Here is a 25,389-nt window from a genome sequence, read left to right as displayed (position 1 = left end):
TCTAACCCCTATTTGAGTTTAACGCCATTATACCTACCGCTCTTTAAAAAACTCTTTATCGGATCGTTTAGTGGTGAATTATTTTAAAATGGTGGTTATAATAAGAAAGTTTTGTCTTATTTTTAATACTATTTTAGGAGTTTATCATGAAAAAATCCATTTTATTGGGCGTTTGCTTGGCTTTTTCTTGCGTTTATGCTTTAAGCGATATGGATTTGATTAAAAAAGCGAAGGAAAGCCAATTAGAACCCATGCCTATGGGCAAAGCGCTCAAAGAATACCAGATCAAAAAAACCAGAGATGTGGGCATTGGTGCTAAAAACAGCGAAATCATGACCTCCGCTCAAGTGGAATTGGGCAAAATGCTCTATTTTGACCCTAGGATTTCCACTTCCTATCTTGTGTCTTGCAACACATGCCATAATTTGGGCTTAGGCGGGGTGGATCTAATCCCAAGCGCCATAGGCTCTCAATGGAAGAAAAACCCCCACCTTTTAAGCTCCCCAACGGTGTATAACTCCGTGTTTAACGATGTGCAGTTTTGGGATGGTAGGGTTACGCATTTAAACGAGCAAGCGCAAGGGCCAATCCAATCTTCTTTTGAAATGGGGGCTGATCCTAAAGTCGTGGTAGAAAAAATCAATTCCATACCAGGCTATGTCAAGCTCTTTAGAAAAGCTTATGGCTCTAAAGTCAAAATTGATTTTAAATTGATCGCTGATAGTATCGCTATGTTTGAAGCCACGCTTATTACCCCAAGCCGCTACGATGATTTTTTAAGAGGCAATCCTAAAGCGCTCAGTAAAGCCGAAAAAGAGGGGCTGGATTTATTCATTTCCAAAGGCTGTGTGGCTTGCCATAACGGCATCAATCTTGGGGGAACAATGCAGCCTTTTGGGGTGGTCAAACCTTATAAATTCGCTAATGTGGGCGATTTCAAAGGCGATAAAAACGGGCTTGTGAAAGTGCCTACTTTAAGGAATATCACCGAAACGATGCCTTATTTCCATAACGGGCAGTTTTGGGATGTCAAGGATGCGATTAAAGAAATGGGCTCTATCCAGTTAGGCATTGAAATCAGCGATGCAGAAGCGAAAAAAATTGAAACCTTCTTTGAAGCCTTAAAGGGTAAAAAACCTAAAATACTCTATCCAGAACTCCCTGTAATGACAGACAAAACCCCTAAACCCTCTTTTTGATTTTAAAAAGTCCTTTTAGGGGGGATTGATTATTAAAAAGCTAGGGTCAAAAATAATTTAAGCCCCAAAAAAGCCTTAAGTTACTTTAATTTATTATAATCAGCTCTTCTTGGTCTTTCTTTCTTGTTCTTTTTCCTCAAAAATTTTTTTATGATACGCTAAATATTGCATTCTTCTATCATTTAATATATCTTTAAAAATGCTATTATTTAGATTAAGTTGCGATTTGAGTTTGTGGTTATTTTCCAATAGATAAGAGAATTTTAATTGCTTGTTTTCATCAATAGTAATAAAATGTTTGTCAAATAAAGCGTCTGCATTAGCAACTAGCAATAAGCCATTATTAATATCGTATTTTTCTTCTTCATCGCAATCGCTATAGCCCTTAATGTGTGATGCTCTAAATAAAGTTTTCATATCATCAAAATCAGCTTCAATATAAGTTAAGGGACAAAAAATAGACCTATCTATCGTAGTGTAATTCATCATCTCGAACGCTAACGCTTCTCGCCATTTGTTCTGGTGTTGTCGTTGTATCTTTTCTTCTTGAAATGGAATGGAGCTTTTAGCAGCTAGATTATTTTCTCTTTTGAGTTTTTGCTCTTGATAAATTTGCCATTTAGAATTAGTTACTCCTAAAAGGCTAAAAAATAAAGGATTTCTAAAAGGCATAATAAATAAATTCTTTTTCGTTTGAGTTTTTTCTATCAAAAGATACAGTAAGTCATTCTTAAATAGGTTGTGTCGCAATTTGTCAAATTCTACATCTTCAGCCATGCCTATGCCATGCACAGCTTGACGGAGTTCTATAGGCGTAAAATCTTGATTATTAAGGATCGGATACGACATGGTATTGGCATTAAATTGTTTAGGGTTAAAATTTTTATGGAGTTTTTCAAAGATTTTTAAAGTGTCTTTAAAATGGAAGTTTTCTAAAACATCATTGACTAAAAACACTTTAGCGTAATCGTTGATTTTAAGGTGGTCTTCTCCTGTAACTTTGCGTTTTTTAACGCTATCTCTAGGATTTGGCATATCCAAATCTTTCCAAAATCTTATGGACATGCCAATATTAGATTGTTTAGCAACTTCAAACTTTCTATTTTCTCGTTGCTCTATCTCTTGCATTTCTTTTGTGCTTAAATAATAGAGTAAATTTTTATCCAAACTTTCATCATTTTTCATTTTGGCAAAGTTGGGCAAATCTGAATGGCTTAACATTTTATAGTAGAGAATATACTCACTGCTTTTATGTTTATCCATATAATCATATAAAGATTGAGACTTATCAATAATGATTTCTTGAATTTCCTCAAAATTTTCCACTCTATAGATGCTTTTCTCTTGCTTAGAATTACCCATTTTTAACCCTTTTTTAAAAACAATTCACAATGTTTTTTAATCGCTTTAGCTAGAGCGAAGCTTACATTCACACTGACTGCATTACCAAATTGCTTATAGCTTTGAGTGTCAGAGACAACTTGTTTGAAATTGCTAGGAAACCCTTGTAATTTTCTAGCTTCATTAGGGGTTAGACGCCTAATAGTAGAGTAATTATTGTCTTTATAGCGTTCCCAATTTTTTAAATCCGTGTAATAGTTATCTTGACTAGCCCTGTGGCATTTATGCATGGTAGCTGTGAGAGTTTTTGCAATAGGAGTGTCTATACTAGGCTCTACAATATAGCCTTTTGTCCCTTTACCCAAAATAGTTTTAATCATTCTTTGAGAAATGAAATATTTTAATTCCACTTGTTTGTCCAATAAATCTAGAGTGCTTATTTTACAAGAAGTTTTTGAAGGAAAAATAAATTCTAAGTTTGTAAAACTATTTTTTCTTAATGCGACAATGAATACACGATTGCGCTGTTGGGGGATACCAAAATCTAGGGTATTTAAAATATCGTAATTAACTTGATAGTCAAGCTCATTCAATTCAAAAAGAATGCGTTTAAAACTCTCCCCCTTATTGTGGTTGATTAAGTTTTTAACATTTTCTAAAACAACAATCTTGGGTCTATGTTTTTTAATAATTTCACAAATAGTGAAAAATAAAGTCCCTCTCTTATCTTCAAAACCCTGCAAAGAACCTAATGTGGAAAAAGGCTGACAAGGAAAACCGCCTATTAAAATATCATGCTCAAAAATATGGTCTTTTTCAATTTCAATATCGCCTAAGACAATATTTTGTCCTATATTAGCTTTATAAGTCTCTACTGCATGCTTATCAAAATCATTAGCCCATATAATTTCAAAGCCATTTTGTATAAACCCTAAATCAAGCCCTCCAATACCACTAAACAAGCTTGCAATTTTCATCAAATAACCTTAATGATTTCTTTAATTAAGGCAATTAAGACATCTACTACAATAGAATTGCCTGCCTGTTTGTATCCTTGAGCTTTAGAAACGACAATTTTATAATCATCATCAAAGCCCATAAGCCTATGAGCTTCTCGCACGCTTAAAGAACGCACTCTATTATTAGTGGTAACATAATTGTTCACACTTGAGCGGTGGTGGTTTCCCATAGTAGAGAGCAAAGCTCTTGCGATAGGCAAATCAATTTTAGCATCAGCATGATAGAAGTTTTTTGTGCCTGCACTCAAGCAGTATTTAAGAAGTTTCTCGCTTAGAAAATACTTTTCATCCACTAATTCCCCACCCAAAAAGGACTTGGTATCTAAAATAGCGTTTTTGCTCAATAAATTCCCCTCTTTAATATTGTCTTGCAATAAATCTTGCATAGTGATAGTGAGTTCTTTAGGACTAGGGAATGTAAAATTAGCGCATTTTTCTTGTTCTTTAAAACCCACCAAAAATAAACGCCTACGCCCTTGTGGAATGCCATAATTTCTCGCATCTAAAATTCCATACTTATAATGATAATCCAAACTCTCAAAAGCTTTTTGGATTATTTCAAAAGTTTTTCCTTTATCATGCCTTAGCATCCCATAGACATTTTCAAAAATGAAAACCTTAGGCTTGATTTCATTTAGCACTCTAATATAATCATAGAATAAAGTGCCTCTAGTGTCTTCTAATCCTAGTTTATTCCCAATGCTTGAAAAGCTCTGACATGGACTACCACCCACTAAAATATCCACTTTATCTGTGAAGTCTGTGCCATCAAACAATTTAATATCTTGAAAAAAACAATCATTTTGAATAGTATAGTTAGCTAAATAAGATTGTTTAACGAAATTAGTTTTTCTGCTATGTTGTTTATAGAGATTATTTGTGTAATTTTTCTTTTCTTTTATACTAGAAAGACTTTTGATTTTGTTTAATTCTGCATCATAATCTAATTTTAAATCAATATTCCCATTATCACAAGCAAATAAGATTTTATGTTCTAAATCTAGACGCTTTAAAGCCCATTCAAACGCTCCTATACCACTAAATACACTAGCTACTTTTAGCATTAAACTAGCACAAACCTATTTGTTTCATTTAATCTCAATTGAAACCCTAGAGAGTTTAAAACTAAAAAGAATATTTTAGTGCATGGATTTTTCTTAATTTTAAATTCCCTATAAATATAATCTCTATTCAAAGTCGTTTCTTTAGCAATATTATCAAAGCCTTTAGATTTGACTAATTGGTATAAAGCAGTGCAAAATTCATCTGTTTTTTCTTTTTGAATCAATTCATTGAGATACAACAATACTTCTTCTTTAGTGGTCAAGTAATAAGCTACTTTAGTGTCTAATTGTTTTAATTTGATAGGTTTCAAGTTTTCTCTTATTTTACTCTTTATGGTGTGCACAACCTTTTACTGCTGATTGGGGGGGTAACTTTGAGTGAACAAACCTTGCATAAAATCCCTTGATGAAAAAGTGAGAAAATTATAGCGTAAAGTTTATGCTTAAATTGTTGATTGTAAAAATGCTAAAAGCATTTTTTAACCATTGGAACAAAACAAAAAATCTCTGTGTTAAAAACACAACAACCCACTCATGGCGTTTTCAAATAAATTTTCATTTTTTGGTTGTCTAAAATGAGCGTGTCCTTGCCTTTAGTTACCGTAAAATTACCCTTAAAATTCTCCATAAATTCCAATTCAAACGCCATTAAATGCTCATCTTTACACACTTTTCTTGAAATCCCGCTATCTTCAATCCCAATGTGCCTATCGCCCTGCCATACATAGCTGGCAAAATACCGGTTGCAATAGCCTTTCCCATAAATACGATTTTCTTTTTGATCAAACACAAACTCTCCCATAGAGCTTTTGGGCTTTGGCTTCTTTTTAAAAAGCTCATACCAGTGTTTTCTTTTTTCTTTTTGCTCTTGCTCTTTGGCTTCAATCGCTGCTTTATCTTCAGGTAAAGCGGTATTTAGAGAGGAATCTTGCTCTTCTTCATGCTCTCTAAAAGCGCTATCAGCGAGCATGGTTTCAATGTCATAGACTTGATGGTTCATTTCTACTTTTTGGATATGCCAATCGTTACTAGAAAGCTTTTTATCAAACATTTTTAAAAAAAAACACCCCGAAAAGACACAAGCCGTTAAAACGCTTGCTCCAGCCAATCGTAAATTCAAACAATTCTCCTTATTTTTTATTTTTTTAACGGGCTTACGCTTTGCGCTTCAATGGCTTTTTTAATCAAAGAGATCGCTTCTTGCATCGCTTGCGTGCTGACATGTTGGAGAGATTGTATCGCGCTTTCTTGAAAATCTTGATTGCCATTTTTACTCGTTTTGGTCGTTTTATTTTCTAAGCTAGAAATATTTTCATGCTTAATGATCACTCCAGAATGCGAATCGCCTTTCACGCTAATGTCATAGCCTAGCGCGAATTCCGCCCTATAGGTAGAATTTTCTTTTTCTAAAAGAGAAAACGATAAAATCGTAAAACGAACCGCATAAGTGGGTGCGCCCGCACCATAAGGAGGCAAAGCCACGCCTAAGCATGCTTTTTGCGCTTCTTGCATGAACATGGTTTTTAACATGTTGCGAGGCAAGTCTATCCATTTTTGGTGCTTCCCATGCGTGATCTGCCCGTCTTGCGCTTTAAAAACGATCTCTTTAGTGTTGAATAAATCCGCGCTCAAAATACTAATGAGTCTCACTTCAGTCAAAGGTTTAGGGCATTGCATGATTTCAAAAGAACCCGCATTCAAATCATAAGTTCTGATCTCTGGCAGCATTTGTTTTAAATTGATGCTCAAGCAACCCTGAAGCAATAGGGCTAATGTTGATGAGAGTGAAAAGATTTTTATCGCCGTAGCTCTCATGATTATTTCCTTTCTCCAAAAATCGTTTTATAGGGGTTAGCGTCAAATTTATCTATCAAAGCAGAGCCTTTTTCCACAAAATTATCAATGTTTCTTAAGCTCAACTGCGCTTGCATGATTAAGGGAGTAAACATCGCCTTAAAGTCGTATTGCCCCTGTTTTAGGCGCTTATCCACATCTAAAGCCACATTATTGACATTAGAAACAAGGTTGTTAGCGTTGCTGATTAGCGAATCAAATTGAGTCTTTCTTGAATCCAAATTAGCGATGAGATCATCCACTGAAGCGAGAATGTGCTTGAATTTCTCCACGTTTTCATCGTCTAAAATCCTATTCACATTCCTGATCGCTTTCATCACTTCTTGCACCACTTGATTAGCATCACCACTCAAGCGATCCATAAGCCCTTCTTTAAAGATTAAAATCCGCTCCCCTTTATCGCTGCTACCATAAAATTCTTCATTGTGGCTTTGCTCTAAGGCTAAAAATTTTAACCCCATAAACCCTCTAGAAGAAACCGCCACTTTAGAGTCTTTACGGATCTTAACGCTGGATTTGATCATCAAATCCAAACGGACCACCCCCACTTTATCCTTTGCAAAACCCACCTTAATGACATTACCCACTTGAATCCCTTTGTAATTTATGGGCGAGTTGGTCGCAATGCCTCCCAAGTCTTTGTCCGTATAGACCACATATTCATAATACTTCCCGTCATCTAATCCCAAATGGCCTAGCCATAAAATAAAGCCTACCATGCACACTAAGCATAAAAAGAAGAGCCCGCCGATTAAAGTGTAATTCACATGCCTTTCCAAAATTTCTCTCCTCGTGTTGAATTGAATAAATTGCCTTCATCTAGCCCTTGAGTTTGAGCCTTTTTAATAAAATCCTTTAAATCCCCATTAAATTCTAATAGCCCGTCTTTGAGCATGATGAATCGATCCACGCAATCATGCACGGAGTCCAAATCATGCGTGATCATCACCACCGTAAGCTGTAAGCTCTCTTTGAGCGTCATAATCAGTTCGTCAAATTTGCCCGCGCTATAAGGATCTAGCCCGCTTGTTGGCTCATCTAAAAATAAGATTTCCGGATTAGTCGCCATAGCCCTAGCTATACCCACGCGCTTTTTCATCCCCCCGCTCAATTCATAGGGGTAAAGGTGGTAAGCCCTAGGGGGCAAACCCACTTTTTCAATCCACATTTTAGAAATTTCTTCAACAATTTTTTTAGAATAAGCACCGTATTGCTCTAGCATCACACCCACATTTTCTAAAACCGTTAAAGAGCTATAGAGCGCCCCAAACTGGAAGCAAATCCCGCAGCGGTTAAAAATCTTTTGCTGTTCTCCCTCTTCAAGTTTCCATATATCTTCCCCAAAAAGCAACACTTCCCCCTTTGTAGGGCGATTGAGCAAGATCATGCACCTTAAAAGCGTGCTTTTACCGCTCCCTGAACCCCCTAAAATCGCCATCACTTCGCCCTTATGCACGCTAAAACTCACGCCCCTATGAATAATGGTGCTTCCAAAAGCGCTATGGAGATCCTTCACTTCAATTAAGACTTGATTGTTAGTAGCGTTCATTATATGTTCAACTTAGAAAAGATAATAGAAAAAATAGCGTCTAAGAAAATGATCCAAAACAACGCATTCACGACGCTAATAGTGGTCAAGCGCCCAATGCTCTCAGTATCCCCCTTGACTTCAAACCCGCGCATGCACCCCACCATCGCAATCGCAAACCCCCAAAAAGGGGCTTTGACAATCCCTACCAAAAAATGGTTCCAACCCACTGTGTCATGAAATCTGTCTATATAGCTTGGAAAGCCTAAATCCAATTGGTATTTAATCGCAAACATGCCCCCAAGAATAGCGAACGCATCAGCGATAAACACCAATAAAGGCAAAACAATCACTAAGGCTAACACCCTAGGCAACACTAAAAATTCAAAAGGGTTAAAGCCCATGGTTTTCATGGCGTCCAATTCTTCAGTGATCTTCATCACCCCAATTTGGGCGGTAAAACTGCTCGCGCTCCTCCCGGCCACCACGAGAGTTAAAATGAAAGGGCCGATTTCTCTTAAAGCGAGTTTGGCCGTCATTTCCACCGACATCAAAGGCGCACCCAAGTCTTGTAATTGTAAAGCCCCTTGTAAAGCAACGGCAAACCCCACGATAAACACCGTTAAAATACTCACCGGCAAAACCTTAAACCCGGATTCATTGATATGATAGAGCAAAGGAGTGATGCAAAAGCGTTTGGGGTTGAAAACGCTTTTAATGAAGTAAAATAAAATCATGCCGCAAAAATTGAATGCGTTTAAAAAGGTGTTATAAGTCTCTACGATACTCTTACCCAATTTAGTGATCATGAGTTCGTATTTTTTGCCCGCTTTTTTAGATTCCAAATCGTCTTCTTTTTCAAGCCAGTCTTTAACCACTTTCAAAGCGCATGCGTTATTCTCGCTCACGTTACACAATTCAATGTTTAAAGAACGCTCCTTAACTAAATCAAATAAAAACATGCCAAAAACAAAATCTATTTTTTGGCACCCTGAAAAATCTATTTTTAAAGACCCTTGATGATCTAATAATTTTTTTTTCAACTCATCTAAACGAAACACGCTCGTTCTAAAATCCCAATCCCCTCTTAAAATCAGCACAGAGTTAGCCCCATCTTTACGCATCTCTAAAAATTTTTGTTTCTCTGTCTTCATTAAAATATATTCTCTCTTAGATTAGGTAAAATCTATTAACAAAATTTTGTTTGTTAAAACGGCTATTTTAACACAATGATAAAACAAAAGGTTAAACAATATTCTGTTTAATAAAGGATTAGTTATTTTTAAAACGTTTAAAGAAATCATTTTTTTTGGTGTTTTCTTAATGGGGGGTTTTGTTGTCTTGCCCCTTGATGCAATGCCTATTTTGCACGATAAAACCCCTAAAAAAAATTACCAAGAAGCCCATGAAAAGCTCTATAGAAGCATCATTAACCGCCAAAAGCTCACTCGTAAAAAAAGCGGGTGGTATTTTTTAGGAGGGTTTGGCGCTGTAGAGGCCATTAAGGACTATCAAGGCCAAGAAATGAAAGATTGGATCGCCACGCTCAATTTAAAAACCGGCGTGCAAAGTTTTTTTAAAAAATACATTGGGATCAGGGGGGTTTTTGCATGGGATCTTGGGTCAGGAAAAGTGAATTACCAAAGCCATAAAGATCCTACCAACTCTTTTTTTACCATGCTTGCGGTGGGTTTGGATGTGATTATGGAATTCCCTTTAGGGAGTTATAAGCATTATTTAGGGGCGTTTGGGGGAGCTAGGGGGGCTTTAGTCGTTTATACAGACAAGCAAAATTTCAAGTTTTTTAAACATTCTGTGGTTTCAGGGGGCTTAGCGATTAATGGGGGGGTTATGCTCACGCTTTTTTTAAGGCACCGCATTGAATTAGGGTTTAAGATCTTGCCCACCGCCAGATTGCTTTCTGGCTCTAGTCGCTTTGAGACTTCGCCCTTATTTTATGCGGCATACAGCTATAAATTTTAACCTTTTAGCCAACTTCAAAAATCCAATCTTTGGGGGCTTCTTGTTCGCCTTGCTGGATGGATAAAAGCAAGTCATAGAGTTGTTTAGTGATATTGCCTGGCGCTTCAAAAAAATAAGACTTGTTGTTGTGCGCGATTTCTTTAATGGGCGTAATGATTGCGGCTGTCCCGCACGCCCCAGCTTCTCTAAACGCGCCCAACTCATCCATTAAGATTTCCCTCTCTTCTATGTTGAGGTTCAAATATTCTTTAGCCAAAACCATCAAGCTTTTTTTGGTAATGCTTGGCAGAATGCTTGGCGAATGCGGGGTGATAAAGGCGTTATCATGCGTGATGCCAAAAAAATTCGCCGCCCCCACTTCTTCAATCTTAGTGTGCGTGGTGGGGTCTAAATAAATGCAATCATCATAGCCTTGCTCTGTGGCCATTTTGTGGGCTAACAGGCTTGCGGCATAATTCCCCCCCACTTTCACCCCACCGGTGCCTTTAGGCGCGGCTCTATCAAACGCTGTAGTGATAAACCTAGCCCCCCCTTTTTCTATACCCCCCTTAAAATACGCCCCCACCGGTGCGCAAAACACGATAAAAAGGTATTCATTAGCCGGCTTTACCCCCAAATTATCCCCCACGCCTATGACAAAAGGGCGCAAATACAAACTCGCCCCACTTTTGTAAGGAGCGAGCCATTTTTGATTCGCTTTGACTACTTCAGCGCATGCCTTTAAAAACAGCTCTTCGCTCACTTTGGGCATGAGCAGTCTTTCGCATGAAGTTTGCAAGCGTTTGGCGTTTTCTAAAGGGCGGAAGAGTAAAGCCTTCCCCTTTTGAGAGCGGTAAGCCTTCAAGCCTTCAAAACAAGCCTGCCCGTAGTGTAAGACCGGCGAGCCTTCACTGAGCTGTAACACATTTTCGCTCACCAATTCGCCATGCGACCACGAGCCGTTTTTATAAGTAGCGATGAAGCGAAAATCCGTTTTAATGTAGCTAAAGCCCAGATTTTTCCAGTCTAAATTTTCTAAATTTGGCATTTCACACCTTTAAATGGATAGTTTCAGGCGTGATTGTATCTAAAAAGGGGTTAAAAATCCCTCAAGTAACTGATTTGAAACGCATAAACTCTACGCACATCAGCTTGTAAAGTGTATCCCTTTTCGTTGGTAATGGAGAAAAGCCGGTGCGTGATCGTAGGCACTTTAATCCCTAATTCCAAACTATTGTGTTTAGCGATATGGGTGCGGATCGCAAATTTCCATAAAAACTGGAAATTCGCCGGGCTATAACTGGAATCGCTATGGTGTTTTGCATAACTAGCGATCTCTTTACTGATGCTCGTTGCCCAACTATCCCCCGCTAATTGGATCCCCACGACAAAACCAAAAACCATGTTTTCTTTATTCACAAAATTCCACAGCGTATCCAACCCCACACCATAAGTGAATAAATTGATATAGTATTGCCCTTGATAAGAATCCCTCTCTGTCAAGGTAGTCCCACCAAAACTAAAGCTATTGTAAATAAACCCGCTCTCGCCCACCGGGATACCCTTTTTCATCACGCCAAAGCGGTTGTGCGCGTAGTCAAAAAACCCATAATAACGCATGCCAAACCATTTTTTCTTGCCAAAAAACTGCTTATAGCCCGCTTCAAAACCCGCTCCTGCATAAGGCGGGAATTTTATCAAAGGTTTTTGCAAGCCGTTTTCATTCACCATTTTAGTCTGATTTTGTATCATGCTCACCTGGTAATTGACTCCCACAAAAGCCGCGCTCTCTTCAGCGTTCGCTAAAACACCCAAAGCCCCTAACAATATAATTCTTTTCAACATTCAGTCTCTTCCCTTTATTCTTTGATAATGACTTTATATTTAGCTTAAAATGGCTAAGTATTACTTATAAAGAAATAATAATATATTTTTTCTTAAACTCAATTAAAAACTAACCTTTTAGTTCATTCCAACGCTTAGCGATAAACGTGCTTGTTTCTAACGGCACCCTCAAAGGATACACTTCATCATTAAGAATGCGTTGGATTTCTTGTTGCAACTCTGGGGCGTTTTTTTCTTCAATTTCAAAAATCAATTCGTCATGCACTTGCAAAAGCAGCCTCACCGAAGGGTTATTTTTGAAACGCTCGCTCACTTTGAGCATGCCCAATTTCAATAAATCGCTCGCACTCCCTTGAAAAATCGCATTCACACCCTCTCGCAAATAATTGCCCTTAACATAATCATTCACGCCATTAAAATCAAACACCCGGTAACGCCCAAGCAAAGTAAAAGCTTTAGAAGTTTTTAAAATCTCTTCTTTCATGCCATTTAGATAATCTTTAATGCTAGGGAATCGTTTGAAATACGCTTCTATGTAGCTTTTAGCCTCACTTAAAGGGATGTTTAAAGTTTCGCTCAATTTCTTACTCCCCATGCCATACACCAGCCCAAAATTAATGCTTTTAGTGATGGATCGTTTTTCTTTGGCTAAATCTCCACCAAACAACGCCTTAGAAGTTTCTAAATGGATGTCTCGCCCCTTTAAAAACGCCTCCATTAAATCCTTATCCTGGCTGAAATGGGCTAACAAGCGCAATTCAATCTGCGAATAATCCACCCCTAACAAACAATATTCTTTAGAGCTAGCGATAAAGCCCTTACGAATGAGTAAGCCTTTAGGCGATCGCACCGGGATATTTTGCAAATTAGGCGAATGTGAGCTTAAACGCCCGGTAGCTGTGCCGGTTTGGATGAAAGTGGTATGGATTTTATCGTCTTTGTCTTTTAAGCGCAATAAGGGAGTGGTGTAAGTGTTAAAAAGCTTATTCAATTCCCTGTATTCTAAAATCAAAGGGATGCTTGGGTGCTTGTCTAGGATTTTTAACAAGTTTTTTTCATCGGTAGAATGGCTTTTATTTTTAGGAAGCCCTAATTTTTCATACAAAATCTCGCTGAGTTGCTTGGGCGAATTGAGGTTAAAATCCACGCCGATTAAATCCAAAATTTGGCGCTCTAAAACATGCAATTCATTTTTAAACTCCTGCTCTAAGCGCTTGAAATAAGGCGCATCAATCTTAAAGCCTTGAAATTCCATATCCATTAAGACTTTCATGAACGGCGTTTCAATGTCTCTAGCCAAAATAAGCAAACCCTCTTCTAGCCCCCCTTTTTCAAAGTATTCGCACAAACGCTTTAAAGCGTTTAATTCCATATTCAATTGCTCTAATTTTTCCGCCTTGCTTGTTGTTTTAAAATCTTTGATTTTTTCATGCGGGATTAAATCTTCTTTTAAATATTCCTTTAAAACTTCATCAAACCCCACTTTTTCCGGATTTTTTAAAAACGCTAAAATTTGAGTGTCCTGGATATGAATATTTTCTAAAGACACCTGGTATTTGGCTTTTAAAAAGCTTAATAAGGGTTTTAAATCATGCCCAATGATACACGCATGCTGTAACATTTGAGAAAAAGCGTTTTGCAAAAATTCCAAAGAAAAGGGCGAAAATAACGCCTCTTCTAAAGGCAAAAAATAGCCTTGATCTTCATATAAAAACGCTAGGGCTAGAACTTTTTTTTCTTTATTTAACACCAAGCGTGCAAAAACCCTAGTGCTAGGATTTTTTAATTTTTCTAAAAACATACTCAAGAGCTCGGCGTTTTCTAAAACGATCATGCGCGATTTTTTAGGGGCGTTGTCTAAGGCGGGCGCGTTTTCTAATATAGGCACGCTGTCTAATATAGGGGCGTTTTCTACAATTAAAGGGGAATTTTCTAAATCCCTTAAAGTGGAAATAAAACCATATTCTTTCAGTTCGTCTTTAATTTTCAATAGGGGGTTTTCGCTAGGAAAAGCGCAGCTGGAAAAATCAAATTCCTTAATGCACCCTCTTTCTAAAGTGGCTAATTCTTTGCTTAAAAACGCGCTTCCTTTGTCGTGTATCAGGGCTTGATACATTTTAGGGCTGAGTAAATTTTTCGCCAAGTCTAAATTTTCATAGATTTTTTCCAAACTCCCTAATTGCTGTAACAATTCCTTGGCGTTCTTGCTCCCAATGCCTTTAATCCCCTTGTAATTATCGCTGCTATCCCCTACAATGCCCTGATAATCCGTGAATTGACTCGGCAAAATCCCGTATTTTTCCACGCAATCCTTCGCCAAAAACTCCGTTTTACCATCAAAAAGCGCGATTTTATCGCTCAAAAGCTGGTTAAAATCCTTATCTTTAGAATAAATGCGCGTTTTATAAGGGCTTAGCGTGGCCAAACTGGCGATCACGTCATCGGCTTCAAACCCATTCACTTCCACGCAAGTAAAACCCATTTTTTGCAACCATTCTAAGGCGATAGGGATTTGTAAAAGCATCTCTTTAGGGGCGTCTTTACGATTTTGTTTGTATTCGCCTAATTTTTCGGCTCTTTTAGTTTTAGTCTGGCTTTCTAGGGCGAACACGATAAAAGGCATGTTTTTTTTATCCTTATAAAATTTTTTAACCATGCCCACAAGCCCCGTTAAAAGCCCTGTAGGAAAGCCCTTATCGTTGGTTAAAGGCTTATTTTTAGCACTCATGTAATAGCTTCTAAACAAATACGCAAAAGTATCAATTAAGGCTAAAGTCCCTTCTTTAATGACTGGCTGCTCCATGATTCAACCCTCTTCAATCAAGCGAATTTTAAATTTATTGTAACACAAGCTTGACCTCATCTCTTTCAAAATAACGAGTCTTTTTGAACGGGCGTTTCTTGGTTAATAACTTCTTTTGTAGCCTGGATTTTAGCGTCGCAGTATTGAGCCACGCCTTGAATGGTTTGTTTCATCAGGGCGTTGATGAGGGTGTGCATGAAATTGAAATCAATACCGCCATGTGGGTTGGTGGGTAGTAGAATGCTATCATTTTGTATTTTTGTGTTACTTATGCTATCACCCCAAGAATATTTATTATTTAAAGCTTTATAAATGCAAGTAATAATAAATAGTTGGTTAAGTTTGGTTTTTGAATGCGTGTCTTTAAGATACAAAGCTAAATTATGGCTATCGTTTGAATAAAAGTCTTTTTGTTGGTATGTAACAACAAAAGTTTTACCACCAATAAAAATACAATTGCCCTTATCCAAAAAATCCGCATTGTAATTAATATAAGAATTTACAGCATTATTCTCTTTACTAGCACACAAGTAGGGGGTTGTCCCACTATCTTTGACAACATCCCTTGCTAAAATATTTCTTGTGTTTTTGACTTCAAAAATATCTACAATTTTGAAGCTTTGCCATGTTAAGCCGCATGGGGTATTACCCCCAGAATGGTTGCCATTGAAAACGTTAAGGGCGTTTTCTTCTTCGTTAGAAAGGGTGGTGTTTTCTAGCCCTGTAGCTTTTAAGTAAGCCTGAAGTTCGGCGAGCCGACACTGCTCAAGTTCGGCTATGAATTTTTCCATGAAAGTAAAATCAATATCCTTAAGGGTTTGAGCGTTAGCGGTGGGTTTTAGGGGTAGTTGGATTTTTTGCTCCCTAAAAGTTTTATCAATATCCCTAACTAATACACTCAATAAAGGGCGTTTTAAGGCGTTTAAAAGCGTTGTGAAATAGTAGGCTGTGCGCGAATTAATTTTATTTTCAATTTCAGTTTTTGGCGTGATTTTTCGCATGAATTGTCCCGCATACCATGATTTTTTACGATAGAAAAAATCCATTTGTAAAAGCCCCAAACTCCAAGTAAATGGTGGGTTTAAATTTTCTGCATTGACAAATCCTGTGGTTTGCAAAACGCCTTGATTTTGCGAAGTCCTTGTAATATAATCATAATCTTCTCCTTGCGTTAAAGCGTCTTTATTAAAGCTTAAGGTTTTTTCAATTTCAAACAAATCCCCTAGTTTGAACTCGCCCCACTTAATAGCGTTGAGTTGGCTACTAAGGGGGCCAATCACTTTGGGGGCGTTTGGTTTTTTAAAATCAAACCCACTTCATAAGAAAGGTAATCGGCTATCGTTCTTTTAAAATCCTCTAATTCGGGTTTGGTGTCATTCTTTTGGTGGGCTTCAAAATTAAAGTCTTTAGCATGCTTGTTTTCGCGCGGCTTGGCGATAAAGTCTTCAATATAGATCGTCTCTAAATTGCCCCACAGCTCTTTAGAGACTTTAGCGTTTAAGCCGGCTTTGTAAATTTTAATGATTTCTTCATAGCGTTTGGTGGGGTTAGAGATTTCATTTAGGCCTCTTTTGGTGCGCTTGAAGCCATCGTTTCTAAAGTCTATGAATTTAACGGGCTTTTCATAGTCGTGCGGCTCATGGGCTTTAAAAATATAGACGCTCGTTTGCACCCCGGCTTGAGGCATGAATAAATCAGTAGGCATTTTAATGCTCGCTAAAAGCGAATGCTTTTTTAAAATTTCAACATTGGATTTTAACGCTTGCCCACTCCCTGCGCTATCTTGGATAATGATCGTGCCTAAACCGCCTTTTTGCATATGCTCTAACCCGAACTTGATAAAAGGCATGCCGTTTTCTTCGTAGCTAAAAGGAGGGTTTAATAAAAGGATATTGGGCTTAAAATCTTCATAAATCTTTTTACTGGTTTCAAAAGTGTTGCCTTTGATGATTAAACTTGATCCATCGCCTCTTAAAATCATGTTAGTGGTGGCTAGAGAAAACATTTCAGCGTTAAGCTCCACGCCTAAAAGTTGCGTGGTTTTCATGTTTTTGATTTTTTCATTCGCTATAGTGGTGTTTTTACCATAGGTTTTTTCAATGTCTTCAATCATTAGCACCATAGAAGAAATTAAAAAGCCGGCACTCCCTGCGGCTAAATCCATCACAAAGGATTTCGCATTAACCCCTAAAAGCTCGCTCATCATTTTAGTTACATAAGGCGGGGTTAAAACAATGCCTAATTCCTTACCATCCCCTAAAGCGTATTTTAAAAATTCGCTATAAAGTTCGCCCATGATGTCTAAATGACCGGTATTGTCGCTTTCATTAATGGGCTTATGGACAAACTCATAAAGAAAGGTAAAAATTTGCTTGGTGATGCTTGAATCTTTTTCTAAAAGCATGCTGATGGCTTTATCCAGGCTCGTTTCTTTATCGCGCTGCGGATCTTTACTGATTTCTTTAAAACTAGCGAGCATCAGATCTCGTTTTTCTTCGCTCAAGTTTTTGGTTTTCAAAAACTCACCAATTTGGTTAAACACTAAAACGCCATCACGGCTAGTATCAGTCAATTCGCCTTTTAAATCGCTTGGTTTTAAGCCCCCTTTTTTGCCCTTAATTTCTTGCATGGACAAAAGCATGCCGCTCACGTATAGCACGCGCTGAGGCGCGGTGATGTTGTGGTTATGCATCAGGCGGTTGAGTTTTTTAGCGGTTTCGTTCAACTCGGCTTTGGTTTTGATTAAGATAAGGTGTTTTTCTTCTTCAGTGAGCGTGCATTCTTTATAAAAAGCGTTAAACGATTCTTGATTTTCTAAAAAATGCAAGTTTTTAGCGTTAGTGAGTTTGTGCGAATTGATCCCGCTCGCAAAAACATAATACACTTCTATCAAAAGGTTTTCTTCATCATCGCCGGCGATGCCTATGGCGACGCATTCTTTATATTTTTCTTTGTCTCTTAAGATGTTTTGAGCGTAGTGTAAAGCCCCATTCACGGCGAATTTTGAAATGGAAATGTCATCGTTTGCAAGCGCGTCGTTTTTGAGCTTTTTTAAATTTTTAGCGTAGAGTTTGTTTTCTATGATTATAGGGATAACGCTCCCTTTATTTTTTGGGTGCGTGTATTTTTCTAAGCTGAAATCTGGCTCGCCATAAGAAGTCTTATCTTTGGTTTTACTCGCATTCAAAAGAGCGTTTTTAAGGCTAGGACTCATTTGGCTTTTAACATTAAAATCCTTATTTTTCACAAGCCCTAAATTGGTCAATTCTTTTTTGACATAGTCATCAACATCATCTTCTAATTGAAAAGCTAGCATATTTTTATCCTTTTTAAAAAAACAAAATTATAACTCATTCGTCCGCGCTGCAAAGCGCGATCGCAAAGTGCGCTTTGATGTTTAGGGTTTTAAGGTGTTTTAGGGCTTCTTTTAGGGTGGTGCCGGTGGTGATAATGTCATCTAATAAAAAATAATCTAAATTCTCATCGCCTTTGAAGATGAAATTTCGTGGGTTGTTAGCGCGAAATTCCAGGCTTTTCCCGGCATACGAAATAGTATTTGTGGCTCTTAAAGTCCCGTAAGTGGGCTTTAAATTCCCTTGACAAAAGCCTTTTAAAAGCGCGGCGGAATGCGAGTAAAAGGATTTGATTTTATCATCAATGGCGATACCATAAAGGGGGATATTCAAGCCTTGTTCTTGCAGGATTTTCACAAATTCCGCGCCGGCCTTTTGAGAAAGCAAGGGCAAAATGCGAGATCCAATCAGCGCGTATTTGCTTTTAATGAGTTCTTCTACTTCGCTATAAGCGTAAAAACTATACACGCTCACGCCCTCTAAAACCCTTACTCTTAAACTTAAGGGCAGATCGTTTAAGCAATTTGGGCAAAGAGGCTTAAAAGAAAGCTTCAAACAAATTAAACAACGCATTTTATAAAAGCGGTGATTTGTTCGTGCAAGTTTTTAACGCTTTCTTTGGCGTTCAGTTCCAAAACTTCGCACCCGAATTTTTCTTTTAACGCATAAGCGTGGGTTTTGATCTTTTGCTGGATTGTGAGTAATTTTTCTGTGCCTTGGTTTTCTATTTTGTCTAAACTTTTAAGGCTTAAGCGCTGTTTTAAGCCCTCTTCATCTATCACTAAAAGAATGATTTTTGTAGGCAAGATGCTTTGAGTGGCAAGCAGGTTCAATTCTAAGCTTGAAAACTCGCTATAAGCCATGCCAGAGATCAAGCTCCTGTCGCTAATGATGAGTCTCTTTTCTTTCAATGCCGGTTTGATGACGCTTTCTGTATGCTCAGCCCGATCGCTTAAAAATAAAAACGCTCGGGCTAATTCGCTGATATTCTCATTTAAAGCGATACGCCTTAAACTTTCGCCTATTTTTGTCCCTCCTGGCTCTTTGGTAAAAAGGGCGTTTTTAAACCTGTTTTTTAATAATTCTACTTGAGTGCTTTTGCCCGCGCCATCAACGCCTTCTAACACCACATACATTTTAAGCCTTTGAAATCAAAGGATAAATTTCTTCAGGCACTAAATGGCTCGCATCGCCCTTATGCGCGATAATGGATCGCACGATAGAAGAGCTAATAAATGCGTTTTGTAAAGTGGGCATGAAATACAAGGTTTCTAATTCGTGGTTTAAGGATTTGTTCGCATAGCCCATTTGCAATTCGTATTCAAAATCGCTCACCACCCTTAAGCCCCTAACTAACACCTTACAATGGTATTCTTTAGCCAAATTAGCTAATAGCCCTTCAAACGCAACGCATTCTACATTTTTAAAACTTTTAGTGGCTAGTTGCATCATTTTTAAGCGCTCATCTAAACTAAACATGGGGTTTTTAGCGCTTGAATGCGCCACAGCGACAATGAGCTTTTCAAACAATTCGCTAGAGCGGTGGATGATGTCTATATGCCCGTTAGTGACCGGATCAAAAGTGCCCGGGTAAATGCCGATTTTTTGCATCAGTTCATTCCCCATCGTGGGTATAAGTCATTTTCTATCCCTAAGCTGTCAAACCACTTCCCCACTAAAAAATCTTGCATCGCTTCTAAAGTCTTGCTCTGGGTGTAATAAGTCATCATCGGCGGCGCAATGATCGCATTAGAATGGGCGAGTTTGAGCAAATTTTCTAACATGATAGCGCTTAAAGGCATTTCTCTAGGGGCAATGAGTAAGGGGCGCTTTTCTTTAAGCATGACAGAGGCGCTCCTAGAGATCAAATCCCCCCCAAAGCCATGCGCAATTTTAGCCACCATGTCCATGCTCGCTGGAATGATCGCCATTTTATGGATACCATAACTCCCTGAAGCGATGCTCGCATGGATGTCTTGCTCGTTGAAAAAAGTAGCACCAGGCCGTAAATCTTTCATGGCGTTTTTAAGGTTGATATTCGATTCTTCTAACGCCACGACATGCGCGTTTTTAGACGCCACGACAAAAACTTCAATTTCTTTGGGTAATTTTTCTAAAAACCGCAAGGCTAGGGGTATCCCGCTTGCTCCACTGATGCCTAAAACCAATTTCATGAATGTCCTTTATAAGATTTGCACTTTAGAGCTGCTCAACACTTTTGCTTTGAGTATTTTATTGCTTTCTAAATTTTTGGCTTGAATGATTTGATTAAGCGCGCCATTTTCTAGGGCTTTTAGGCTTATTTCTATGCTGATTTGCCCCTCTTCATACACCCCGGTGATGATGTCGTTTTTACGCACGATGATTAAAGCTTGGGTTTTATCCATGCTTAAAAGCGTGTCAGGGGGGATAAAATGTTTCGCGCTCACTCTATCAATCGCGCCCTCTAATAAAGGATTAGAAAGCGCGCCAAATAAAACGCGCTCTTTTTTGGTGTTGTTAGCGGTGATGTTTTCATCTTTTTTAATCGCGCTTATGCTTTTAAAAACCTGCATGCTCGCTATCACGCTATAACGCACCGGTAGGCGTAAATTAGGCTCATTTTCCAATTTTAAAAACACAACCCCATCTTTTTTAAGCTTGTTAGAAGCGCTCAATTCATAGCTTAAAATGGAAGCGTGAGAAAAACGCTCCGGGATTTCTAAATTAATTGTTTCAATTTCCAATTTTAAGTCTTGGTATTCTTTGAGATAGGTTTCTTTAATCCCTGTTTTAAGCGCGTTTAAATCTAGGGCGAAGAGCGCGTTTAAACTTATCAAAAAAAGGGTTAAAATTTTCAAAACTCGTTATCCACTTTTTCTACAAATTTTTCTGAGATTTTATCATAGACATTCCCTCCGCAATTGATTTTCAAGCACAAACCGCTCAAGCCCTTTTCCACGCCTAAAACCCTCCCGGTGCCAAAAATCTTATGTTTGATCAAATCCCCCACTTTAATGGGCGTATTTTTTTGGTGATTTTGTTTAGGGGCTTGATCGCTTTTAAGCAGCTTGGCTTCTTCTAAAAACACAGAGGGCGAGCAAGAAATTTTCCTCCCAAAATACGAACGCTCTTTGACATAAGAAAGTTGCAATCCTTCTTTAGCCCTAGTGATCGCCACATAAGCCAAGCGCCTTTCTTCTTCTAAATCGCTTTCTTGATTGAACCCCCTATGCGGGAAAAACCCTTCTTCTAATCCGATCACAAACACATGCTTAAACTCTAAGCCCTTACTCATATGCACGCTCATGCAGCTCACTTTTTGCGCGTTTTCTGTATTATGGACATCTAGCACGCTTTCATTCAAAAAATCCAATAAGGAATGCGTGGGGTTAGTTTTAAAATGCTCTTTCACTAAACTTAAAAGCTCTTTAACAAAGCCCTCTCTTTCTTCGTAATTGTCTTCTTTTTCATAGCTTTTTAAAAGGTTAGTTTCTTCTAAAAACCGCTCGCAAAACTCCTCTACTGAAATTTCAAAAGCCTCCCTCAAACGCCCTATCATAGCGGTGAATTTCTTTAAAGCGTATTCGTTTTTAGGGTTTAATTTGCCTTTAAACGCCCCAAGTTTTAGCGCTTCTTCTAAATTCAAACCTCCATCATCTAAAAGGGAAAAAATCCATTCTTGAGTGATCTTGCCAAGGCCTCTTGGGGGCTTGTTTAAAACGCGCTTGATAAAAAAGCGATCGTCTTTTTTAGCCACTACATGCATGAACGCCAAAGCGTCTTTAATCTCGGCTCTTTCATAAAAACTCACCGCCCCAATAAGCCTATAGGGGATATTCAAAGCGTTCAAGCTCTCTTCAATGCTGCGGCTAAGCCCGTTTAAACGATACAAAATAGCGATATTTTCTAAATTTTCGCCCTTCTTTAAAAGGGCTTTGATTTGATAAGCCACATCCAGGCTCTCTTCTTTTTGCGTCAAATATTCCTTACAAACCACGCTTTTATGCGAGCCTTTGAAACTTTGAAGCGTTTTAATGTGGCGGTGTTGGTTATGGCTAATCAAAGAATTAGCGCACGCTAAAATTTCAGCGCTAGAGCGGTAATTGGTCTCTAATTTCACTATTTTAGCCCCTTTAAAATGCTTGGAAAAATTTAAAATATTAGAAATATCAGCCCCCCTAAAACCATAAATGCTCTGATCGTCATCGCCCACCACGCACAAATTATGGTGCGTGAAACTCAATTGTTTTAAAAGCTCCAATTGTAAGGCGTTCGTGTCTTGGTATTCATCTACCATAATGTAATGGTAGCGCTCGCTAGTCTCTTTGGCGAGTTTTTCATTATCTTGTAAAATCTTAAGGCTTAAACAAAGCAAATCGTCAAAATCCACTAAATTGTCTTTTTTGAGCGCGTTTTGATAAAGCTCATACGCTTTATGACATTCGCTATCTTGCATGCTCAAATCCATCATGCCGTTTTTGATTTGAGAAATATTGACTCTAAAGTTTGAAATTTTGAGCTGTTTGCACAGCGTTTTGACTTCATCGCTATCTAGCACCGAAAAATCGCACGCCCTTTTCAAAAGATTCATGCGTTGCCTTAAAAACAGCAAACCAAAACGATGGAAAGTGCAAAGCAAGGGGGGGATAAAGGCTTGGTTTTCCAACAATTTCAAAGCCCTTTCTTGCATTTCTTTACTCGCTTTATTGGTGAAAGTGAGCGTTAAAGTGTTTTCGCTAGGCACGCCACAAGCGCCAATCAAATACGCTAAACGGCTCGTTAAAGTCTTAGTCTTGCCGCTCCCAGCTCCCGCTAAAATCAACAAAGGCCCTTGAATGTGGCTTGCAGCGATTTTTTGTGCTTCGTTCAAATTGTCTAAAATGCTTTTTTCAAAACCCATTATTCTAAAAACTCGCCTTTTTTTTCTTGGTTTAAACGCTCTTTTAAAAGGTTAGCATCAATTTCAAAATCAAAATAAGGCGAAGAAAAATCAGAGGTTTTAATGGCTAAAAAATGGTTTAGCGCTGATTTCAAGTCCCCTTTTCTTTGATACAACAACCCTAAAGCGTAACGGATATTTTCATTATTAGGATCGTCTAATTTCCCAAGCTCTAGCCATAAAGCGGCGTTATTGTAATTACTTTGCGCGATATAAGTCAAACCCGCTAGGATTTTTAAGCGTGTCTCATTGTCCTTAAGATCGCTAATTAAGTTTTGATACAACGCGCCCGCTTTTTCATACTGGCCTTGAAACAAACTCACTAAGGCTAAATTTTCCAACCAATCGTTAGGGGCTTCGCCCTCTTCTAAACTGGCGATTTTTTGCTCTAGTAATCTTTCTTGATGATCTAAATCATTGACCATAAATCCCATGTAAGTGTAGAAATGACGCCCTAAAATGGGCCCTTGCATGGTTTGATCCCAACTGATTTTATGCGAATCTAAAAGGGTGTAAATGCTTAAAGTGTGCCGGATACTCGCATCATAATACGAAACGATTTCATAAAAAATATTAGAGATGAGATCTTTAGGGAGCATTTTTTTTAAATTCCCAAAAGATTTCACCATCAATTTTTTATCTTTGCTCTCTTTAGCGAACACCGCTTCTAGCGCGTAATAAAAGGGGAGTTTTTTAGGGGCGTTTTTAAGCCAGTCCATATCCCAATTCGTGCGGTAATTCAAATAAGCGATGAGCGAAGAGAGTAAGGCTTTTTGCGTGGGGCTAGAAAAATCATGACTATAAAAATTCTCGGTGATTTCTCTTAAAAACTCCGTGGTGTCTTCATGGGTGAAATGCGAGGCTAGAATCGCAAAAATCGCGCTCAAATAATCCGCAGAATTCAAATGGAAAGCCCTTAAAAAATGGAAATAAGCTTTGTGGTAATTTTCCAATTGCGCATAAATCAAACCCACATTATAATGCAAAAGCGCGTTATTGGGGCTATTTTTTAAAGACAAATCAAAAAAAGAAAGGGCTTTTTTTAGGCGCTTCTTTTCTAACGCTTTCAACCCTTTGAGCGCGTTTTTATCCGCTATCGCCATCAAACGCCCCCTTTTAAAAGCAAGGCTTGCCCCCTCTAAATCCTTTTGCGTGTCAGAATCTAAAAGAAACAGCCCCTCTTCAATCACGCCTAAGGTTTCTTTAGAGTCTAAAACCTTAAAAGGGGCGTAATAAAATAACAAGCGGTAGATAAAATCCCTTTTACCTTCAAAATATTGCGTGTTCCAAAAACGCTCTTTGGCCCTTTCTTTATCCAAAAAAACAGGGTTGATAGTGGGCTTGATGGGGTAAAAAGAGTTGGCTAATAGCGTGTCTTCTTTTGTGTGGCTGGCTAATTTTAAGGCTTCGCTCGCTTTAAGGGTGTCGCCTTTTTTCAAACTCACCAATTCCAAAGCCATCAAAGCGTTTAAATCTTTAGGGTAGTTGTGCAAATAATGCTGCAAATGCTCCAAAGCCTGCTTGTAATGGCCCAAACGCGCCTGCAAAAGCCCTAAAGCAAGCTCATCTTGGGCGTTTGCGCTTTTTTGTAATTGCTTGTAAGCGTTCGTTTCATCTTTAAACATCAAAAACAATTTAGACGCTAGGCGCGCGTTAGGCTTTAAAAAGGCGTTGGAATTAGGGTGCATTAAGGGCGAAAGGGCTTCAAAATACTCCCCGGCGTAATAGGATTTGAGCGCGTAAGCGTAGGAATAAAAAGACTTTTTATAATCTTTATACAAAGTGTCTCTTACAATTTTTAGATAATGATAATATAAATCCGCATCTTGCAAATGATAAGCCGTAACTAACGCATCAATCGCGCTCACGCTCGCGTTTTCTTTAGAAGCGATGCTAGAATCAAACAAATCCAACGCCCCGTTAAAATCCTTTTCCTTAAACTTAATCACCCCTAAATTATGGCTCGCAATCCCTTGCGAAAAAGAAGCGGCTTTGTCAAACAGGTGTAAGGCTTCATCTTTTTGCCCTTGCTCATACAAAAGGCTCGCTTTTTGCATCATCGCATCCACTTGATTCTCATCACTTCGTTTGAGGGAGTCCTTGCCGATTAAATCGGGTAAGTCTAAATTCTCTATTTGCCCCTCGGCTTGTGTGTTGTTAGCGTTGTTGGTGTCGTTAGGCGTTTCGTTATTGGTGGTGGCAATATTAGTTTGTAAAGAAGTTTGTTGGTTTTCTTTTTTATGCCCTAATAACAAGCTCAAAGCCACAATGAGCGCGATGAGTGAAAGCAATGCTCCAAGCGCGATATAAAGCTTTTTTTTATTGTGTAAGAATTGTTTAAAAAACTCTTTAGAGCTTTTGATTTTATTGAGCGTCTGCTTTAAAGCCTGCTTCAAAGAGGGGATTTTAGAATGAATGCCCTTTAGGGGGGTTTCTTTTTCGTTTTTATTTTCGCCCCCTTTTTCTTCTAATGAATTTTGCTCTTCATTCAGCACGAACT

At 38.3% G+C, this 25,389-nt stretch carries 23 protein-coding genes and 1 pseudogene; 2 read left to right on the top strand and 22 right to left on the bottom strand.

Annotated elements, in window-relative coordinates:
- The first annotated feature begins 146 nt into the window (after positions 1 to 146).
- Positions 147 to 1,199, top strand: a complete 1,053-nt coding sequence (locus EAL04_RS00845) for a cytochrome-c peroxidase (RefSeq protein WP_079341092.1) — start codon at positions 147 to 149, stop codon at positions 1,197 to 1,199.
- A gap of 99 nt (positions 1,200 to 1,298) precedes the next feature.
- On the opposite strand, the gene EAL04_RS00840 is transcribed toward EAL04_RS00845, so the two are convergent.
- From EAL04_RS00840 to EAL04_RS00795, 10 genes and pseudogenes are all read right to left on the bottom strand, one after another.
- Positions 1,299 to 2,561, bottom strand: a complete 1,263-nt coding sequence (locus EAL04_RS00840) for an HNH endonuclease signature motif containing protein (protein WP_120972614.1) — start codon at positions 2,559 to 2,561, stop codon at positions 1,299 to 1,301.
- A gap of 2 nt (positions 2,562 to 2,563) precedes the next feature.
- Positions 2,564 to 3,517, bottom strand: a complete 954-nt coding sequence (locus tag EAL04_RS00835; RefSeq protein ID WP_120972612.1) for a DNA cytosine methyltransferase — start codon at positions 3,515 to 3,517, stop codon at positions 2,564 to 2,566.
- Positions 3,517 to 4,623 carry a DNA cytosine methyltransferase gene (locus tag EAL04_RS00830; RefSeq protein WP_120972610.1) on the bottom strand — a complete coding sequence of 369 codons (1,107 nt, stop codon included), beginning with the start codon at positions 4,621 to 4,623 and terminating at the stop codon, positions 3,517 to 3,519. The genes EAL04_RS00835 and EAL04_RS00830 overlap by 1 nt, the downstream gene beginning before the upstream one ends.
- Positions 4,623 to 4,934 (bottom strand): helix-turn-helix domain-containing transcriptional regulator, encoded by a 312-nt coding sequence (locus EAL04_RS00825; RefSeq protein ID WP_000802612.1) that lies wholly within the window; start codon positions 4,932 to 4,934, stop codon positions 4,623 to 4,625. The genes EAL04_RS00830 and EAL04_RS00825 overlap by 1 nt, the downstream gene beginning before the upstream one ends.
- Positions 4,935 to 4,973: 39 nt before the next feature.
- A pseudogene (locus EAL04_RS08035) lies at positions 4,974 to 5,060 on the bottom strand (type III restriction endonuclease subunit R); the annotation flags it as partial.
- Positions 5,061 to 5,155: 95 nt separating this feature from the next.
- Positions 5,156 to 5,743: an META domain-containing protein gene (locus EAL04_RS00815; RefSeq protein ID WP_001053504.1), complete on the bottom strand. Its 588-nt coding sequence runs from the start codon at positions 5,741 to 5,743 to the stop codon at positions 5,156 to 5,158.
- 17 nt (positions 5,744 to 5,760) lie between these two features.
- A complete protein-coding gene (locus EAL04_RS00810; RefSeq protein ID WP_120972608.1) occupies positions 5,761 to 6,438 on the bottom strand; it encodes a hypothetical protein in 678 nt (225 codons plus the stop codon).
- A 2-nt stretch (positions 6,439 to 6,440) separates the two neighbouring features.
- Entirely contained in the window at positions 6,441 to 7,256 is an 816-nt protein-coding gene (locus EAL04_RS00805) for an MlaD family protein (RefSeq protein WP_108253919.1), read from the bottom strand.
- Positions 7,241 to 8,026, bottom strand: a complete 786-nt coding sequence (locus EAL04_RS00800; protein ID WP_120972606.1) for an ABC transporter ATP-binding protein — start codon at positions 8,024 to 8,026, stop codon at positions 7,241 to 7,243. The genes EAL04_RS00805 and EAL04_RS00800 overlap by 16 nt, the downstream gene beginning before the upstream one ends.
- On the bottom strand, positions 8,026 to 9,159 hold the full coding sequence (locus tag EAL04_RS00795; RefSeq protein WP_120972604.1) for an ABC transporter permease: 1,134 nt from the start codon (positions 9,157 to 9,159) through the stop codon (positions 8,026 to 8,028). The genes EAL04_RS00800 and EAL04_RS00795 overlap by 1 nt, the downstream gene beginning before the upstream one ends.
- A gap of 169 nt (positions 9,160 to 9,328) precedes the next feature.
- Here EAL04_RS00795 and EAL04_RS00790 point away from each other — a divergent pair, with 169 nt between their 5' ends.
- A complete protein-coding gene (locus tag EAL04_RS00790) occupies positions 9,329 to 9,988 on the top strand; it encodes an outer membrane protein (protein WP_120972602.1) in 660 nt (219 codons plus the stop codon).
- A 4-nt stretch (positions 9,989 to 9,992) separates the two neighbouring features.
- Here EAL04_RS00790 and ilvE read toward each other — a convergent pair whose 3' ends face one another.
- The 12 genes from ilvE to EAL04_RS00730 form a co-directional block, all read right to left on the bottom strand.
- Positions 9,993 to 11,015: a branched-chain-amino-acid transaminase gene (ilvE, locus tag EAL04_RS00785; RefSeq protein ID WP_120972600.1), complete on the bottom strand. Its 1,023-nt coding sequence runs from the start codon at positions 11,013 to 11,015 to the stop codon at positions 9,993 to 9,995.
- A gap of 50 nt (positions 11,016 to 11,065) precedes the next feature.
- Positions 11,066 to 11,812, bottom strand: coding sequence for an outer membrane protein (locus EAL04_RS00780; RefSeq protein ID WP_120972598.1), 747 nt, complete (start codon positions 11,810 to 11,812; stop codon positions 11,066 to 11,068).
- Between the two features lie 109 nt (positions 11,813 to 11,921).
- Positions 11,922 to 14,615 (bottom strand): DNA polymerase I, encoded by a 2,694-nt coding sequence (gene polA / locus EAL04_RS00775; protein WP_162982438.1) that lies wholly within the window; start codon positions 14,613 to 14,615, stop codon positions 11,922 to 11,924.
- A gap of 65 nt (positions 14,616 to 14,680) precedes the next feature.
- On the bottom strand, positions 14,681 to 15,895 hold the full coding sequence (locus tag EAL04_RS00770) for a restriction endonuclease subunit S (RefSeq protein ID WP_120972594.1): 1,215 nt from the start codon (positions 15,893 to 15,895) through the stop codon (positions 14,681 to 14,683).
- Positions 15,892 to 17,931, bottom strand: a complete 2,040-nt coding sequence (locus EAL04_RS00765; protein ID WP_120972592.1) for an HsdM family class I SAM-dependent methyltransferase — start codon at positions 17,929 to 17,931, stop codon at positions 15,892 to 15,894. Before EAL04_RS00765 ends, EAL04_RS00770 begins: the two co-directional genes overlap by 4 nt.
- A 34-nt stretch (positions 17,932 to 17,965) precedes the next feature.
- Complete coding sequence (locus EAL04_RS00760; RefSeq protein ID WP_120972590.1) at positions 17,966 to 18,541, bottom strand: ComF family protein; 576 nt, start codon at positions 18,539 to 18,541, stop codon at positions 17,966 to 17,968.
- Positions 18,529 to 19,104, bottom strand: a complete 576-nt coding sequence (tmk, locus tag EAL04_RS00755) for a dTMP kinase (protein WP_120972589.1) — start codon at positions 19,102 to 19,104, stop codon at positions 18,529 to 18,531. Before tmk ends, EAL04_RS00760 begins: the two co-directional genes overlap by 13 nt.
- 1 nt (position 19,105) lies before the next feature.
- On the bottom strand, positions 19,106 to 19,579 hold the full coding sequence (coaD, locus tag EAL04_RS00750; protein ID WP_001169240.1) for a pantetheine-phosphate adenylyltransferase: 474 nt from the start codon (positions 19,577 to 19,579) through the stop codon (positions 19,106 to 19,108).
- Positions 19,579 to 20,142, bottom strand: a complete 564-nt coding sequence (locus tag EAL04_RS00745) for a UbiX family flavin prenyltransferase (protein WP_000780095.1) — start codon at positions 20,140 to 20,142, stop codon at positions 19,579 to 19,581. Before EAL04_RS00745 ends, coaD begins: the two co-directional genes overlap by 1 nt.
- A 9-nt stretch (positions 20,143 to 20,151) precedes the next feature.
- Entirely contained in the window at positions 20,152 to 20,808 is a 657-nt protein-coding gene (gene flgA / locus EAL04_RS00740; protein WP_120972587.1) for a flagellar basal body P-ring formation chaperone FlgA, read from the bottom strand.
- Positions 20,805 to 22,850 carry a DNA helicase UvrD gene (gene uvrD, locus EAL04_RS00735; protein ID WP_205585771.1) on the bottom strand — a complete coding sequence of 682 codons (2,046 nt, stop codon included), beginning with the start codon at positions 22,848 to 22,850 and terminating at the stop codon, positions 20,805 to 20,807. The genes flgA and uvrD overlap by 4 nt, the downstream gene beginning before the upstream one ends.
- Positions 22,850 to 25,384, bottom strand: coding sequence for a tetratricopeptide repeat protein (locus tag EAL04_RS00730; protein WP_120972583.1), 2,535 nt, complete (start codon positions 25,382 to 25,384; stop codon positions 22,850 to 22,852). The genes uvrD and EAL04_RS00730 overlap by 1 nt, the downstream gene beginning before the upstream one ends.
- Between the last annotated feature and the right edge of the window lie 5 nt (positions 25,385 to 25,389).

Origin of the sequence: Helicobacter pylori, assembly GCF_003638305.1 — a bacterium.
GTDB classification, from domain to species: Bacteria; Campylobacterota; Campylobacteria; order Campylobacterales; family Helicobacteraceae; genus Helicobacter; species Helicobacter pylori_DJ.
Note: the sequence above shows the minus strand (reverse complement) of the source record. Positions and strands in the feature narration are given on the sequence as shown.